This window comes from Halorubrum sp. Ea8, assembly GCF_002252925.1.
Taxonomy (GTDB): Archaea; Halobacteriota; Halobacteria; order Halobacteriales; family Haloferacaceae; genus Halorubrum.
On sequence record NZ_NHPF01000121.1, the window covers coordinates 1 to 16,403 of the forward strand.

General features: G+C 68.8%; 14 protein-coding genes. 8 read left to right on the forward strand and 6 right to left on the reverse strand.

Translation table 11 applies throughout. The features are described 5' to 3' along the window. Nucleotides 1–63: 63 nt before the first annotated feature. Nucleotides 64–237 (reverse strand): hypothetical protein, encoded by a 174-nt coding sequence (locus DJ74_RS19290; protein ID WP_170938283.1) that lies wholly within the window; start codon nt 235–237, stop codon nt 64–66. Between the two features lie 185 nt (nt 238–422). On the opposite strand from DJ74_RS19290, the gene DJ74_RS14410 reads away from it, so the two are divergent. From DJ74_RS14410 to DJ74_RS19450, 4 genes are all read left to right on the forward strand, one after another. Further along, on the forward strand, nt 423–794 hold the full coding sequence (locus tag DJ74_RS14410; protein ID WP_094527690.1) for a hypothetical protein: 372 nt from the start codon (nt 423–425) through the stop codon (nt 792–794). A 131-nt stretch (nt 795–925) separates the two neighbouring features. Continuing rightward, on the forward strand, nt 926–2,656 hold the full coding sequence (locus tag DJ74_RS14415; RefSeq protein WP_094523127.1) for a formate--tetrahydrofolate ligase: 1,731 nt from the start codon (nt 926–928) through the stop codon (nt 2,654–2,656). A 28-nt stretch (nt 2,657–2,684) separates the two neighbouring features. Further along, nucleotides 2,685–3,287: an FAD-binding oxidoreductase gene (locus tag DJ74_RS19445; RefSeq protein WP_212589837.1), complete on the forward strand. Its 603-nt coding sequence runs from the start codon at nt 2,685–2,687 to the stop codon at nt 3,285–3,287. Beyond that, entirely contained in the window at nt 3,269–3,871 is a 603-nt protein-coding gene (locus DJ74_RS19450; protein WP_212589836.1) for a BBE domain-containing protein, read from the forward strand. The genes DJ74_RS19445 and DJ74_RS19450 overlap by 19 nt, the downstream gene beginning before the upstream one ends. A 63-nt stretch (nt 3,872–3,934) precedes the next feature. Here DJ74_RS19450 and fdhF read toward each other — a convergent pair whose 3' ends face one another. Both fdhF and DJ74_RS14430 read right to left on the reverse strand, forming a co-directional pair. After that, nucleotides 3,935–7,219, reverse strand: a complete 3,285-nt coding sequence (gene fdhF, locus DJ74_RS14425) for a formate dehydrogenase subunit alpha (RefSeq protein ID WP_094523121.1) — start codon at nt 7,217–7,219, stop codon at nt 3,935–3,937. Then, complete coding sequence (locus DJ74_RS14430; RefSeq protein WP_094527691.1) at nt 7,216–8,727, reverse strand: NADH-ubiquinone oxidoreductase-F iron-sulfur binding region domain-containing protein; 1,512 nt, start codon at nt 8,725–8,727, stop codon at nt 7,216–7,218. Before DJ74_RS14430 ends, fdhF begins: the two co-directional genes overlap by 4 nt. A 143-nt stretch (nt 8,728–8,870) precedes the next feature. Between DJ74_RS14430 and DJ74_RS14435 the strand changes: the two genes are divergently transcribed. Beyond that, on the forward strand, nt 8,871–9,146 hold the full coding sequence (locus DJ74_RS14435) for a hypothetical protein (RefSeq protein WP_170938286.1): 276 nt from the start codon (nt 8,871–8,873) through the stop codon (nt 9,144–9,146). Between the two features lie 211 nt (nt 9,147–9,357). On the opposite strand, the gene DJ74_RS14440 is transcribed toward DJ74_RS14435, so the two are convergent. Continuing rightward, on the reverse strand, nt 9,358–9,738 hold the full coding sequence (locus tag DJ74_RS14440; protein WP_094523115.1) for a Rid family detoxifying hydrolase: 381 nt from the start codon (nt 9,736–9,738) through the stop codon (nt 9,358–9,360). A gap of 208 nt (nt 9,739–9,946) precedes the next feature. Between DJ74_RS14440 and DJ74_RS14445 the strand changes: the two genes are divergently transcribed. After that, complete coding sequence (locus DJ74_RS14445; RefSeq protein ID WP_094523113.1) at nt 9,947–11,182, forward strand: NAD-binding protein; 1,236 nt, start codon at nt 9,947–9,949, stop codon at nt 11,180–11,182. A 71-nt stretch (nt 11,183–11,253) separates the two neighbouring features. After that, entirely contained in the window at nt 11,254–13,104 is a 1,851-nt protein-coding gene (locus DJ74_RS14450; RefSeq protein ID WP_094523111.1) for a BCCT family transporter, read from the forward strand. Nucleotides 13,105–13,120: 16 nt separating this feature from the next. Here the strand turns inward: DJ74_RS14450 and DJ74_RS14455 are convergent, their stop codons facing one another. Continuing rightward, nucleotides 13,121–13,756 carry an aminodeoxychorismate/anthranilate synthase component II gene (locus DJ74_RS14455; protein ID WP_094523109.1) on the reverse strand — a complete coding sequence of 212 codons (636 nt, stop codon included), beginning with the start codon at nt 13,754–13,756 and terminating at the stop codon, nt 13,121–13,123. Continuing rightward, nucleotides 13,753–15,264 (reverse strand): anthranilate synthase component I family protein, encoded by a 1,512-nt coding sequence (locus DJ74_RS14460; RefSeq protein WP_094523107.1) that lies wholly within the window; start codon nt 15,262–15,264, stop codon nt 13,753–13,755. Before DJ74_RS14460 ends, DJ74_RS14455 begins: the two co-directional genes overlap by 4 nt. Before the next feature lie 429 nt (nt 15,265–15,693). Here DJ74_RS14460 and DJ74_RS14465 point away from each other — a divergent pair, with 429 nt between their 5' ends. Beyond that, nucleotides 15,694–16,359: a tetrahydrofolate dehydrogenase/cyclohydrolase catalytic domain-containing protein gene (locus tag DJ74_RS14465; RefSeq protein ID WP_094527692.1), complete on the forward strand. Its 666-nt coding sequence runs from the start codon at nt 15,694–15,696 to the stop codon at nt 16,357–16,359. Nucleotides 16,360–16,403 lie beyond the last annotated feature (44 nt).

Genomic DNA, 16,403 nt, shown 5'->3' on the forward strand with positions numbered 1-16,403 from the left:
TGCTTAAGTTAACACGACGGACGGGACCGGCGATTCTGTTCTGCGGGCGAGGCGACGGCGGTTCTACTCGTCCCGGTCGCGGAACACGGCGCGAAGCGGGCCACGACGGCGGAACAGACGGGTCACGAACCGTTCGATCCGACCCGGCTCGCTCGACAGCTTCGGCATGCCCGGCATGTAGTTCACGAACTCGTCTTCGGCACCGTTCTTTTGACGTTTGCTTGTTGGCTCCGTCATACTACTATATATGAACCGAGGGGTCTTGAGGATTTTGAAAATATCTTTTCGAAACACGGTAGTATTGTTCTGTTTGTTAATATCAGACACGGGTATGTCACACGTTTACGATGGGTCGTCCGAACGGCACGTCCCACTCGTTGCATGGACAACCTTTTCGCCGCTCTGGGTCTGACCACGACGTAATGGTCGACGTTCCGGGGTCGTCCGACGGATCGGACGCGATGCACGACGACGCACCCGACTCGAACCCACTCGTCTCCTGTGGGTTCCAAGACGGGACGCTACACGTCTACGACGAGCGGATCCACATCGAGCGCCCGGGCCGCTCGAAGTTCGCCGACAAGCAGATCCGGATCGGTGACGTTCGCGACATCACCTACGAGGGGCGACTCGTCATCAGCTACCTCCAGATCGAACAGGCCGGCGTCGAGAACGACGAGGGTGGGTTCCTCTCGACGCCGGTCGACGAGAACACCGTGCACTTCGGGCGCGGCAAGCGGGACTGTGCGAAGCGGGCGCGGGACGCGATCCGTGACGCCGCCGAACTCTGGTGAGCGCCGATTTTCCGGGCAAATCTCATCCCGTCAACGAGGCGTCACTCATTGCGGGACACACCGCGGGGCGTCGCAAACACATCCTATCCGAGTGTTAGCAGATATGCTAACCTTCATACGGCGATGCTGGGATGTACGAAAACGTGACAGATACTAACGAACCGATACCGACGGATTACGACATCGCACAGTCGACCGAGATGGAGCCGATCTGGGAGCTGGTCGAACCGTGGGGCCTCGGCCTCGACGACCTCCAGTACTTCGGCGAGTACACGGCGAAAGTCAAACACCACGCCCTCGATCGGCTTCGGGACGAGGCCGCGGACCGGGAGAACAACCTCGTACTCGTGACCGGGATGACGCCGACCCCCAAGGGAGAGGGGAAGACGGTCACGACCGTCGGACTGGGACAGACGCTGAACCACCTCGGCGAGGAGGCGATGATCGCGATCCGCGAACCGTCGCTCGGGCCAGTGTTCGGTGTCAAGGGCGGCGCCGCCGGCGGGGGCCGCTCGCAGGTGCTTCCGATGGAGGACATCAACCTGCACTTCACCGGCGACCTGCACGCGCTCACCTCGGCGCACAACCTCATCTCGGCGATGTTGGACGCCAAACTGACGGGGGACGAGGACTTCGACGTCGACGTCACCGACGTCCGGTGGCCCCGGGCCATCGACATGAACGATCGGGCGCTCCGGAGCATGGTGATCGGCCTCGGCGGCAAGACCGGCGGAACGCCTCGCGAGGACAGCTTCCTCCTGACCGCCGCCTCGGAGCTCATGGCCGCCCTCTGTATGGCGGACGGGATGGGCGACCTCAAGGAGCGGGTCGGTCGCATCATCCTCGCCTACGACGAGGACGGCGACCCGGTCACGGTCGAGGACATCGAGGCGACCGGTCCGGCCGCGATGCTGCTCCGGGACGCGATCAAACCGAACGTCGTCCAGACCATCGAGGGGACGCCCGCGTTCATCCACGGCGGCCCGTTCGCCAACATCGCGCACGGAACGAACTCGCTCATCGCGGACAAAGCCGCGTACGGGATGGGCGACTACCTCGTCACTGAGGCCGGCTTCGGCTCCGACCTGGGCGCCGAGAAGTTCATGAACATCGTCTGCCGGCTCGGCGACATGACGCCCAACGCGGTCGTCATCGTGTCGTCGGTCCGGGCGCTGAAGTACCACGGCGAGAACATGTGGCCGGCCGACTTCGACGCCATCGACGACGCCGGCACCGAGGCCATCGAGCGCGGGTTCGAAAACCTGGACAAGCACGTCTCGAACCTCCAGCAGTTCGGCGTTCCCGTCGTCGTCGCGGTCAACCGGTTCCCGGACGACACCGACGAGGAGGTCCAGACGGTGGTGGACCACTGCGAGGAGGACCTCGGCGTCCGGGTCGCCGAGTCCGAGGTGTTCGAGAAGGGCAGTGAGGGCGGCGAGGACCTCGGCGAGCACGTCATCGAGGCCGTCGACGAGAGCGACGAGGACGAGTTCGAGTTCCTCTACGACGAGGAAGCGCCGATCAAGGAGAAAATCGACACCGTCGCCACGGAGATCTACGGCGCCGACGGCGTCAAGTTCACCGGCGACGCGCTCGAGGACATCGAGCGCATGGAAGACCTCGGCTTCGGCGACGTGCCGGTCTGTATGTCGAAGACCTTCCACTCGCTCAGCGACGACGCGAGCAGGAAGGGCGCCCCGAGCGGCTGGGAACTCGAGATCAGCGAAGTCTACCCGTCCGCGGGTGCCGGCTTCATCGTCGCGCTCACCGCCGACGCGCTCACGATGCCCGGCCTGCCGGAGCGGCCGGCCGCCGCCGACATGGACATCGACGACGACGGCAACATATCCGGGCTGTTCTAGCACTCTCGGCCGCCCTCCCGCTTCCCGCGTGACCGACCCGGCACACGACCCAGCGGCGACCCTCCGCGAGCGAGCGCGCGGCGACGTCCTCGAGCCGGGTGACGCCGGCTACGAGGACGCCCGCGAGTACGACCTGCAGTTGGGCGTCCGGAGCGGCGGCCACCACGTCTCCGGCTGTGCATTGCCCGACGGGGGGGTACTGCTGGACTGCCGGCCGATGGACGCCGTCCGGGTCGACCCCGGCGAGCGGACCGCGCGAGTCGGCCCCGGCGCGACCTGGGGCGACGTCGACCACGAGACGGAGGCGTTCGGGCCGGCGGTCCTCGGCGGCCAGGACCCGAACATCGGCGTCGCCGGGCTGACGCTCGGCGGCGTCGGCTGGCTCAGCCGCAAGCACGGCCTCACCTGCGACAACCTCCTCGCCGCGGACGTGGTAACCGCCGGCGGCGACCTCGTCCGCGCCAGCGAGGAGGAAAACGAGGACCTCTTCTGGGCGCTCCGGGGCGGCGGCAACGTCGGCGTCGTCACGTCCTTCCAGTTCCGCTGCATGAGCTCGCCCCGGAGATACTCGGCGGGCCGCTCGTCTACCCCGCCGACATCCTCCCGGAGGATGTGCACGGCACGCGCGTGACGATGTGCATCGCGTGCTACGCCGGGCCGCCCACAGAGGGCGAGGACGCGCTGGCGCCGCTCCGGACGGCCGGCGACCCCATCGCCGACAGCATCCGCCCGCGGTCGTACGCGTCGTTCCAGGCCGCCGGCGAGAGCCGGGGCTCGATACGGACGTCCCTGCGGAGCCAGTACCTCGCGTCGCTCTCCGATTCGGCCATCGAGACGATCGGGGAGCACGCGGCCCGGGCGCCGTCGTCGGGCGCGACGGTGTTCGTCTCCCCGCGGAGCGGCGCCGAGACCGCACCGCCGACCGACGCCACCGCCTACCCCCACCGGGACGCGACCCATCACCTGCTCGCGGAGGCCCGCTGGGAGGAGCCGGCCCGCGACGACGACCACGTCGCCTGGGTCCGCGAGTTCCACGACGCCGTCCGGCCGTACACGACCGGCGCGGCGGCGATGAACGTCCTCACCGCCGACGAGGGACGCGACCGCGTCCGTGCGGCCTACGGCGATAACTACGGGCGGCTCGTCGACGTGAAGCGGCGCTGGGACCCACAGAACCGCTTCCGGTCGAACCGGAACGTCCCGCCGGACGGCTGAGTGTCGGAGCGTCCGATCACGCCGCGATTGGCGGCGTCGACGGCGGTCCGAAGACGGTCCGCGTCAGTCGTCGCCGGCGCGACCCCGGCCGGCGCCGGGCGCGCGCAGCACGGTCTCGTCGGTCTCCGGGCCGAGCGGATCGACGCGGACGCTGGAGATCTTGTACTCCGGGATACCGGCCGTCGGGTCGAACGTCTCGCCGGTCAGCTTGTTGACGGCGCCGGCGGCGAAGTGCATCGGGATGAATAGCGTCCCGGGACCGACGCGGGTGGTGACCTGCGTCTCGACGACGATGGAGCCGCGACGGGACTCGACGCGGACGTACTCCGCGTCGCCGATGCCGAGTTGGTCGGCCGTCTCGGGGTTGACCTCGACGAAGCTCTCGCCGACGTGGCTCATCAGCCCCTCGACGCGGCGGGTGATCTGGCCGGTGTGCCAGTGGTAAAGCACGCGGCCCGAGGTGAGCGTGAGCGGGTACTCCTCGTCGGGTATCTCGCCCGGATGGCCGCCGTCGGCGGGCACGAACCGGGCTTTCCCGTCCTCGAAGTTGAAGTTCCCCTCCTCGTGGTCGTAGAGGTACGGCGTGCCGGGGTCGTCGGCGTCGGTGCAGGGCCACTGCAGGCCGTGCACGTCGCCGCCCTCGAGCCGCTCGTAGGAGACGCCGCCGTAGATGGGCGTCAGGTCGCTTATCTCGTCCATCACCTCCCGCGGGTGGTCGTAGTCCCAGTCGTAGCCGAGCCGGCGGGCCAGCGCCTGGGTTATCTCCCAGTCCTGCCGCGCCTCCCCCGGCGGGTCGGCCGTCGGCCGGACCCGCTGGATGCGCCGCTCGGTGTTGGTGAAGGTGCCGTGCTTCTCCGGCGAGGTCGCCGCCGGCAGCACCACGTCGGCGTGGTCGGCCGTCTCGGTCATGAAGATGTCCTGGACGACGAGGAACCCGAGGTCGTCCAGCGCCGCTTCGGCGTGCTGGATGTCCGGCTCCGAGAGGGCCGGGTTCTCGCCGACCACATACATCGCTTTCAGGTTGCCCTCGTGGGCCTCAGCGAGCATCTCGGGCACCTTGAGGCCGGGCTCCTCGGGCGGGCGTTCGCCCCACGCGTCTGCGAACTTCTCGCCGACCTCGTCGTCGACGGGGTCCTGATAGCCCGGCAGGCTGCCCGGTAGCGTCCCCATGTCGCCGCCGCCGCCCTGAACGTTGTTCTGGCCGCGGAAGGGAGAGAGACCGGCACCGGGCTTGCCGAGCTGACCGAGCAGGAGCGCCAGGTCCGCCATCGCCAGCAGGTTCTCGGTGCCGTGGGACTGCTGTGTCATCCCCATCGCCCAGCCGAAAACGACGGTGTCGGCCGCCGCGAGCGTCTCGGCGGCCGAGGCCAGCTCCTCCGGCGGGACGCCCGCCAGCTCCTCGACCTTCTCGGGGGTGAACGCCTGGACCTTCTCTTTCAGCGCATCGAAATTCTTCGTGTTGCGCTCGACGAACGCCTCGTCGTGGAGGCCGTTCTCGACGATGTACCGCATCATCCCGTTGAGCCAAGCGACGTCGTAGCCGGGGTTGGTGCGGGTGTACTGGTCGGCGTGCTCGGCGATGCCGATCCTCCGCGGGTCGAAGACGACCAAGTCGGCGCCGTCCCGGACGTTCTGCTTGATTCGGGTCGCCAGCACCGGGTGGGACTCGGTCGTGTTCGAGCCGCTGATGAGGTAGGCGTCGGCCTCGCCGACGTCCTCGTTGATCCGGTTCGTCATCGCGCCGTAGCCGACGGTCTGCTGGAGCGCCGCCACCGTCGAGGAGTGACAGAGCCGCGCGCAGTTGTCGATGTTCTTCGTCCCGAGCACCTGGCGGGCGAACTTCTGGACGAGGTAGGCCTCCTCGTTGGACCCCTTCGAGGAGGCTAGACAGCCGACCGAGTCGACGCCAGCCTCCGCCTGGATGCTCGACAGCCGGTCGGCGACGTGATCGAGAGCCTCCGCCCAAGAGACGGCCTCGAACTCGCCGTCGTCGTCGCGGACGAGCGGCTCCGTCAGCCGCTTTTCGCTGTTGGCGAACTCGTGGCCGAACTTCCCCTTCACACAGGTCGAGAAGTTGTTCGCCGGCGCGTCGTCGGGGTCGTCCACCGGGACGACGCCCAGCGAGTCGCCGTCCTTGCCCCACATCTCGAACCGGCAGCCGACCGCACAGAAGCCGCAGGTCGTCTCTTGCTTGTCGATTTTGCCGATCCGGTAGTCGCTGACCACGCCGGCGATGTCGAACAACCGGCCCTCCGGGAGGGTGTTTGCGGCGATGCTCTCGGCAGTGTGCTCGCCGGCCAGGAACGCCTTGTGACCGTACTCCGTGGCCACGTCGCCGGCGCGGCGCTTGGCCGCGGACACGAACCCCTCCAGCCCATCGGCCTCGACCTCGGCGGTCCCGCCGAACGTCCGGTTCGGCGCGTCCGTCTCGTCGATTGTCTCGACGTCTTCGTGTTCGATGACCTTGCCGATGGAGTTGCGCTGGGTGAACCCCGGCAGCGGCAGGGTCGCGACGCCGCCGATGCCCTTCTCGGTCAGCGCGCCCGTCGGGCACACCGTCGCACAGTGGCCACAGGAGACGCAGTCGGAGTCGTGCATCGTCTCGGCGTCCGACTGGAAGCCGATGCGGGTGTCCTCACCGTGGCCCTCGATACGGAGGACGCCCTCGACCTGGACGTCGCTACACCCCTCGACGCACCGGTTACAGAGGATGCACTTGTTGCGGTCGATCTGGATGAACGACGAGGTGTCGTCGATGGGCTCGTACGCGTCCCGCTCGTCGAAGACGCCGTACCGGGGGTGGTCGACGCCCTCGCTGATGGCGGCGTCCTGCAGTTCGCAGCGTCCGTTGCCGTTGCAGGTCGTACACCGGAGATTGTGGTTCGACAGCACCAGGTCGAGGTTGACGCTGCGGGCCTCCGCGGCGTCGGGCGTGTCGGTCCGGACCTCGAGGCCGTCCTCGGCCGGGAACGAACACGACGGCACGAGGCCGTGCTCGTCGGTCTCGACCATACAGGTCCGGCACTCGCTACGCGGACCGATCTCCCCGCTGCAGTCCCCGTCGCGGTCGTAGTAGCAGAGTGCGGGCACGTCGGCGTCCTCGGAGACGCCGTCGGCACCGGGGTCGACGCTGACGACGTCGTCGTCCAGCGCCTCCATCGCATCGATGAGCGTCGATCCGCCGGGCAGCGTCACCGGCTCGCCGTCGACGGTCACGGTCGTCGGTCCCTCGTCGGTCCCGACCTCCGGATCGTTGGCGGTGCCGGTGTCGAACTCGGCGGTGACCGGCGTCGAGGGTTGGGGGTCCTCGAAGTCAGGCACGCCGGGGAGCGCGTCGTCGGTGCTCACAGTTCCCCCGTGCAACTCCCGGCCGGACAGCGGCCGTCAGCGTGGGCGCGCACCTCCGGCCCGAAGCTCTCGATGACGGTCGTCACGGGCCGGGGCGCGTGCGCGCCGGTCCGGCAGTTACTCGACCGGCGCATCACCCGCCCCAGCTCGCGTATCTTCTCGTCCTCGAGGTCGCCGTCGTAGACGTCCCGCAGCAGTTCGGCCAGCTGCTTGGTTCCCTCGCGACCGGGGACGCAGCGCCCGCTGTTCTCGCTGGCGGCGAACGTCGCGCGGTCGCCGGCGTCGGCCAGGGCACACCGGCTCTCGTCCAGCAACTCGACGACCCCCCCGGTCCCGAGGTCCGCCGCCCGGAGCGACCCCGCCGTCGCCCTCACATCGAGGTCACGGGTGTAGCCGCCGAGCACGTCGCCGACGCAGGCCATCTTGAACGCCCCCTCGAGGTCGACGGCCTCGCGGACCGCCGCGAGCGAACTCGCGGAGGGCAGTTCGACCGTCGCCGGGGCCGCGACGTCGCCCGTCACGGTGAACAGCCGGGTCCCGGGGTCCGCGGCCCCGGGGTCGAAGGCGTCCGGATCGGCCATCGCGTGCCGAACCTGCGCGTATGTCCGTGGCGTGTGGACGACCGTCGGCCGGCCGTAGAGGCCGTGCTCGGCGGGTGAGGGCGGCTGGAGCCGTGGCTCGATGCGGTCGGCGCCCTCCATCGCCTCCAGCGCCGCCGTCGGCGCCCCCGCGCGGTGCTCGTCCGGTCCCGCGACCAGTTGCACGTCGAGGTCGAGGTGCTCGCTAGCGGCGTCGACGGCCTCGCGGAGGTGTCGCACGAGGGCGACGTCGGACTCGTTCAGGTAGAGGACGGCGTCGTCGGCGCCGACGCGGTCGGCGACCGCGGCCATCCCGTCGAGGACGCACATCGGCACCCCCCACAGGAGCGTCCGGTCGGCGCGCTGCTCGGCATAAGCCTCGTTCGCGTTTGCGACCACGACCGGGTCGCCGTCCGCCTCCCGGGCCGTCGTCCACTCCGTTGCGACCGGGTCGTCGGCCGCCGCGTCACCGCGTCCGCGGCCGAGCAGTCCGGCGTCGGCGGGCGCCTCGGCGGACCGTTCGGCCGAGAGAAACGGCCGGTCGGTCGGGTCCAGCGGGTCGACCCAGCCGCACGGCCCGAGCACCGCCCGCCGGCCGACGGAGAGCGACCCGGCATCCGGAACCGGGAGCGTCTCCGTTCCGGGCTCGTGTTCGATGACGGTGTCCGCTCCGTCGGTCGGCAGTTCGCCGCCGGCCACCGTCGAGACGACGTCCTCGACGCCCGCGTCCGTGGGACCGGCGAAGAACGCCGTCCTGCCGTCGACGGTCGCCATGACCAGCGGGTCGCTCTCGCCGATTCCAGTCGGTCCCGTCCGGACGACCGCGACCGACTCCGACGCCGCACGAGCCGCGGCCACCGCGTCCTCGCCGTCGCTCGTCGCCATGCGGACGACCGGCGACCGACCGACTGCGCCTGTCTGTCGTGACATGTCTTCGCTCGTGGTCGTGAACGGAAAAAACCCGCAACCGCCGCGGCCCCGACGCCCGATACCACAACCGACCAGTCGGCCGACACGTCCGGGGTGCGGCGCCGGCGCGGCGAAGGGGTTAGGTGCCAGCGCCCGCCCCTTCCATCGTGACGAATCCACGCTTCGAGGAGGTCCGGACGGAGGCGGCCGACGCCATCACCGACGGCGAACTGCGCTCGGTGTACGGCGGCCTCGTCCACGACGACGGCCGCCACGAGTACTACTTCGGCAACGACACCGGCGACGCGACCGAACTCCGCGAGACCGCGGCGATACAGCTCGGCATGCTGCTCCGGGTGCTCGCGGACCGCTCCGAGGACGACCTCGAGGCTGTCGCCGAACTGGCCGTCGAGCGGGCCGAGGAGATGCAGCTCCGGTAGCGCTCCGTCGGTCGTCTCCAGCGTCGACGGGTCGGGCCGGCAGCCGAGCGATCGGCGTGTCGTCGTCGACGACGCCGCCCTGGTCGAGCCGCTCTGCGAGCGCCCGGGTCGGAGGCCCCTGGGGCTCCGGCCCTTGACGGCGTAGTAGCGGTGTAGCGGCCGTCGAACCCCCTGGGATCGATGGCCCGCCCGGCGGCCACCGTCCCCGTCGTCACTCGGTGGTCGCTATCGCCTCTATCTCGACCGCCGCGCCTTTCGGCACGGCGCCGGCGCCGACGGCGCTCCTGGCCGGCGGGTCCTCGTCGAAGAACTCGCCGTAGGCCTCGTTGAAAGCGTCGAAATCGTCGATGTCGTCGAGGAAGACCGTCGTCTTGAGCACGTCGTTGAGCGAGAGCCCCTCCGACTCGAGTATCGCCGCGACGTTCTCGAGACACTGCCGGGTCTGCTCCGCGACCGATTCGTCGTCGAGCAGCTCGCCGTCGACGGTGAGCGGGAGCTGGCCCGCGGTGATGAGGAGACTGCCGTTCGTCGTCGCCTGGCTGTACGCCCCGACCGCCGCCGGCGCATCGTCCGTGCTGATAGTGCGCTTCATGGGCGGAGTTACCCGCGGACCCCGTATAAATCCGGCCGTGGCCGCCACCGACGACACGACCTATCGGATTCCGGATCGGTCGTGGAACGGTTCGCTCGACGCGGCGAGGCGGCGGTACCGACTGCGGTCGATCTCCGCCCGCTCAGTTCCGCGGTCCGCCCCTCTGACGGCGAGCGTTTTTTATATGGAGTCTGAGAATTGACCCCCGGTGTCCGACTCATCAGGCGGTCCGGTTCAGCGGGCCATCGAGGAGATCTTCTATCCCGCCGATAGGATACCGCTCGTCGAGTGGCGGGAGTTCTCGGGCGCGCGATCGACCGTGTCACTGACCGCCGCCCTCACGCTGTTGTCGTTTGTGACGGGACTGTCGAACCTCAGTCAGCCGTCGGTGACGCTGGCGGGACCGCTGGCCGGCCTGTTGCCGACGTCGCTCGCGGTGCCGCTGGCGCGGTTCGGGGGCGTCCTGTTCGCGTTCGTCCTCGGCATCCTCGCGGTCGGCCTCCAGCGCCGGAAACGCATCGCCTGGCTCGCCGCCGCCGTCGTCGTCCCGGCGCTGGCCGTGTTACCCTTGACGACGCTCCGGCCGACCGACATCCCGGTGTTGGTGCTCATCGCGATCACCTTCCCGCTCCACGTCCGGAACCGCGACCAGTTCCGCCAGTCGCTCGACCTCTCGTCGCTGCAGATCGCGTCGTTGTCCGCCATCCTCGGCGTGGTTCTCTACGGGACGGTCGGCTCCTACGGGTTACGGGACCAGTTCGGCGGCATCTCCACGTGGGGGGACGCCTTCTACTACGTCATCGTCACGATCGCGACCGTCGGCTACGGCGACATCACCCCGACGACGGGGATCTCGAAGTGGTTCTCGCTGTCCATCATCCTGTTCGGTACCGGCGCCTTCACCGTCGCGGTGGGTGCGCTCATCGGTCCGGCGATCGAATCGCGAATGGCCGCGGCGTTCGGAAACATGACCGCATCTGAACTCACACTCTTAGAGGACCACGTCGTGGTCCTCGGGTACGGCGACGTGACGGAATCGCTCCTGGAGGAACTCGGTGCGGAGACGGAACTGGTGGTGGTGACGCCCGACCAGGAGACCGCCTCCCAGCTCAACACGGAGGGAGTGAACGTCCTCACCGACGACCCGACCGACGAGTCGGTGTTGCGCGACGCTAGGACCGACGCCGCCCGCGGGGTCGTCGTCGGCAGCGACGACGACGCACGGGACGTGCTCGCGGTGCTCGCGACGCGGAACGTCGACCCGGACGTGCGGATCGTCGCGGCCGCCAACGAGGCGCGGAACGTCGAGAAGCTCGAGTCGGTCGGGGCCGACGACGTCATTAACCCCCTCGAGATCGGCGGGCGGCTCCTCGGCCGATCGGTGCTCGGTGGCGACTCCCGATCGCTGTTGAGCGAGATCAGCGGCAACGCCGACGACGAGTAGGCTCCAACCGACGCGCGATCGCTCCCTGCACGGTACACATTTATCAGTGTGATTCGCTAACATGGGTCCGTATGAGTACCGGGAGCCAGCGCGGTGGAGTCGCCGGAAGCGTCCTCGTGCCGCTGTGTGCCGTCTCAGGGGCCATCGTGCTCGCCGGGTTCTTTTTTCCCGGTTTTATCGGTGAAACCGTCTCCGGCGAAGCGTGGCTGACGATCGCCTTGGTGTTCTTCAGCTCCGGCCTCGGCTACCTCGCCGTTCTCCCTCACTCGTCGGACGAGGAGGGGGCGTTGCCGGAGTCGTATCTGTTGCGGGTCCGTCGTCGGGGCGTCCGAGAGATGCTGCGCGGGTTCCTCGCCCGACAGGAGCTGGCGACGCTGGCGCCGGCCGTCGTCCTGTTCGCGCTGTTCTTCCTCCTGCAGGTCGCCCTTCCCGACGCCGTCTCCGGCGTCGTCGGCGGCGTGACCGACGCGATACTCAGCGTCGGCGGTCCGGTGTTCCTCGCCGCCGTCTTCGTGTCCGTGTGTTACTGTCTGTTCCTGCTCCTCGGTCCCTGGGGTGGGATCAAGCTCGGTGGCCCCGACGTCGAGCCGTCGTACACCCTGCCGACGCTCTTTACGCTCGTGTTCACCGCCGGCATCGCGGCGGGAGTGGTGTTCTGGGGACCGGCGGAAGCGCTGTTCCACTACCAGACACCGCCGCCGTACGTCGACGCCGCGCCGGAGTCGAGCGCCGCCATCGGCGGTGCGTTGACGTACGCCCTGTTCCACTGGGGACTGTCGGCGTGGAGCGCCTACGCCGTCATCGGAGTCCCAATCGCGTACTTCGTCTTCAACAGGGGCGCCCCGCTCCGCGTCTCGACGATCCTGGCGCCGTTCCTCGGCGTCGACGGGTTGGATTCCCGGTGGAGCACGCTCGTGGACACGCTCGCAGTGTTCGCGATCATCGGCGGCATCGCGACGTCCGTCGCGCTGGTGAGCGAGCAGTTCCTCACGGGCACGAGCTTCCAGTGGGGCGTCACGGCGGGGCGGCTCGGCCCGGTGCTGTTCGTGGGCGGGCTCACGCTGATATTCTGCCTGTCGGCGGTGAGCGGCGTCCACCGCGGCATCCGGCGCATCTCGGGCGTGACGATGCTGCTCTTCGGTCTCTTTGCCGCGCTCATCGTCGCCGTCGGCCCCCGAACCTTCGTCTTCGAGCGGGGGACGCAGGCGCTGGGGAGCTACGCAGTCAACTTCGTCCCGCTGAGCGTCTACCTCGACGGCCAGTGGGTCGCCGACTGGACCGTCTGGAACTGGTCGTGGTGGTTCTCGTGGGCGCCGTTCGCCGGCCTGTTCATCGCCGCCCTCTCCCGCGGACGCCGCATCAGGACGGTGGTGTTCGTCAGCGTGATCGCCACCTCGGCCGCGACGATGGCCTGGTTCCTGATCTTGGGCGGTACGTCGCTGTTCGTCCAGCATACCGGACGGGCGGACGTGCTCGCGGCCATGTCGTCGTACGGGAGTGCCGAGGCCGTCGCCGGCTTCCCGCTGTTCGAGGCGCTCCCGCTCAGCCAACTGCTGATGTTCCTCTTTCTGGCGCTCATCATCACATTCATGGCCACGTCGGCGGACACGTCGACGCTCGTCGTCGCGACGCTCGCGGCCAAGCGGGGGTTGGCGCCCTCGAGCGCGAGCATCGTCTTCTGGGGAGTCCTACAGGGAAGCGTCGCCGTCGCCGTGCTGCTCGTCGGCGGCGCCGGGACGCTGCAGGCGCTGGCCGTCCTGACCGGCGGGCCGTTCGCCGTCCTGTCGCTCGTGGCGTTGATCGGGCTCACGGGCACGTTCTATCGGCACGAAAGAGGCCACACCTCAGTCATCGGCCACGTCCGGAACCGGCTCCCCGAGATCCAGACCCACCCGGATCTCGATCCACCGGACAACGACTGACCCCGCGGCGGGCGTCTCACCCGCCCGCGATGCTCGTACAGAAGTTCTCGATGATGCGCTTCCCCGGGCTCGTGAGGATGCTCTCCGGGTGGAACTGCATGCCGATGTGCGGCCGTTCTCGATGGCGAACGCCCATCACGATGCCGTCGTCGCCGTCCGTCCCGTCCGCCTCGTTCGACCCGTCGACGCCGTCTGCCCCGTCCGCCCGCCCCTCCGCGATGGTGTGAGCGGTCTCCTCGAGCTCGCCGGGGATGTCGTCGCGCTCGACGGCCAGCGAGTGGTACCGACCCACCTCGAAGGGGTCATCGACGCCGTCGTAGAGCCCCGCCCCGTCGTGGCGGACCAGCGAGGGCTTCCCGTGCACGACCTCGGGGGCGTGGCCGACCGTGGCCCCGTTGGCCGCACACAGCGCCTGGTGACCCAGACAGACGCCGAGCGTCGGGTAGGAGAGTTCCTCGAAGATCGGGATCGAGACGCCGGCCGCCTCGGGCGTGCCGGGCCCGGGCGAGACGACGATCCCGTCGGGATCGAGGGCACGGACGTCCGCGACGTCGACTGCGTCGTTCCGCCTCACGACGACGTCGTCGAACTCGCCGACGTACTGGACCAGGTTGTACGCGAATGAGTCGTAGTTGTCGATAACGAGTATCATCGGCCGCCCTCCAGCGGGTCGCTCGCGGCGTCCACGGCGAGGGCCCCCTGCTCTCCGAGCGCCTCGTCGACGGCCGTCACCAGCGCGCGGGCCTTGTCGAGCGTCTCCCGGTACTCGAGTTCGGGAACGGAGTCGTGGACGATGCCGGCGCCGACTCGCAACCGGTACTCGTCGTCGTACCGGACGAGAGTGCGGATGACGATGTTGAGCGTCGCGCGGTCATCGAAGCCGAACACGCCGATCGAGCCGGTGTAGGGGCCTCGTCGGGTCGTCTCCATCTCGTCGATGATCTCCATCGTCCGGGGTTTCGGCGCGCCGGTGATGGTGCCGCCGGGGAACACCGCGGCGACCGTGTCGGCGATCGAGCAGTCGTCGCGGCGCCGGCCCTCGACGAGGCTGACGAGGTGCATCACCTCCGAGTACCGGTCCACCCGGCGGTACTCCCGCACGTCGACGGTGCCGTACTCGCTGACCTTGCCGAGGTCGTTGCGTTCGAGGTCGACCAGCATCGCGTGTTCGGCACGCTCCTTCTCGTCGGACAGCAGGTCCGCTTCGAGGTCGGCGTCGGTCGTCGCGGTCTCGCCGCGCGGCCGTGTGCCGGCGATCGGCTCGGTCAGCAGACGGTCACCCTCCACGTCGATCAGGAGTTCGGGGCTCGCGCTCACCAGGTCGACCCCGGGGAACTCGACGAGCGCGGAGTAGGGAGCCGGGTTGACCCGCCGCAGCGCCGCGTACGCGTCGACCGGATCGACCGTCACCGGGGCGACCAGCCGGTGGGAGACGTTCGCCTGGAAGGTGTCGCCGTCCCGGACGTGCTCTTTGATCGCCCGCACCCGGTCGGCGAACGCCTCCTGACCGCACTCGCTCTCGAAGGTCGCCCGCCTCTCAGGCGTCGGAGGCGAGGCGGTCCGGCCGTCGCCGTGGAGCGCCGCCTCGACGAGCGCGAGCGCCCGCTCTCGGCCGGCCTTATATGCGTCAGCCGGCGACCCGTCGACGACCGGGCACGCGGTCACGCGAAGCCGGGTCGCGTCGTCGTCGCGGGGCTCCTCCCAGGCGGCGACCCGGTCGAACACGCCGAGCTGGAGCCGGGGCAGTCCGTCCGACGCCGTCGTCGTCGGCAGGTCCTCGAGCTCCCGGGCGACGTCGTACGAGAGCCAGCCGAACGCGCCGCACGGATACGGCACGTCGCAGTCGCCGCGGACGAGGTGCTGGCGGTCGAGCAGCGCGTCGATGGCCTCGACGCTCGGGCTGGCTCCGTCGGCCGATGGCGCCTCCGCGTCCACCTGCACCCGTTCGACCGGATCGGTCGCGAAGTACCCCCAACCCGGCTGTCCCCCCGTGGTTTCCAGGTAGACGCCGTCGCCGTTCGCGTTCCGCGCCCGTCGATACGACTCGAACGGGTCCGAGACGGTGACGCGGACCTCGACCGGGACCCGCGAACCGTCCGGGGCGGCGGCGGCAATCTCGATGAACGATTCCCTCTCCGTGACGACGAGTGGATCTGTCATTTGATACAGTCATCTCCGAACGACCGTCACAGATCGTTCGGAACTGATACCACGGATAACGGACGTTCGGTCAAAAACGTTCTGCGGAGTGACGATCCATCCGACGCAAACTCGAATTGTCACACGAGCGGAACGAAAATCGGTAGGTATTTTAATACCCGTACTATTCCCCGCCCGCGACTTTACGCCCCGACCGAACAGTAGCATGCGAACTGATAACGCTGCATCGGCCGTCGCGTTCCGTCGGCGCGTTCCGGCCGTCGGCGACGGCGAGGAAACCACCATCACCATGACAACGACATCACCACCATGACAACGACATCACCACTATGACGACGACATCATCACCATGACAACGACATCATCACCATGACAACGACATCATCACCATGACAACGACATCATCACCATGACAACGACATCACCACCATGACGACGATAATCGACGGTAACGAGATCGGCGATCGGATCCGAGCCGACGTCGGCGACTGCGTGGGGACGCTCGCGGACGCGGGCGTCACTCCGGGGCTAGCGACGGTACTGATGAGCGACGACGGGGCGAGCGAGACGTACGTCTCGATGAAACGACGGGCCTGCGAGGAGATCGGCATCGAGAGTTACCACCACGAGATCGACGCCGACGCGCCCGCCGATCGGCTCTTCGACCGAGTCGAGGAGCTAAACGAGGACCCCTCGGTGCACGGGATCTTAGTGCAGATGCCGGTTCCCGACCACGTCGACGCCCGGCGGATCCTCCGGAGCATCGACCCGATGAAGGACGTCGACGGCTTCCACCCCGAGAACGTCGGCCGCATGGTCGCCGGAGACGCGCGATACAAGCCGTGTACGCCGCACGGCATCCAGAAGCTCCTCGCGGCCGCCGACGNNGTCGACGTCGGCGTGAATCGGGTCGACGCCGACACGGAGAAGGGGTACGAACTCGTCGGCGACGTCGACTTCGAGAGCGCGAAACAGAAGGCGTCGGCCATCACGCCGGTCCCCGGCGGCGTCGGCCCGCTCACGATCGCGATGCTCATGTACAACACGACGAAGGCCGCCGGCCTCCAGTCGGGCGTCGACGTCGAGTTACCGTAGCCCGATCGGCGGCGGCCGATCCGGGCCGTTCGTCACCTTCCGAG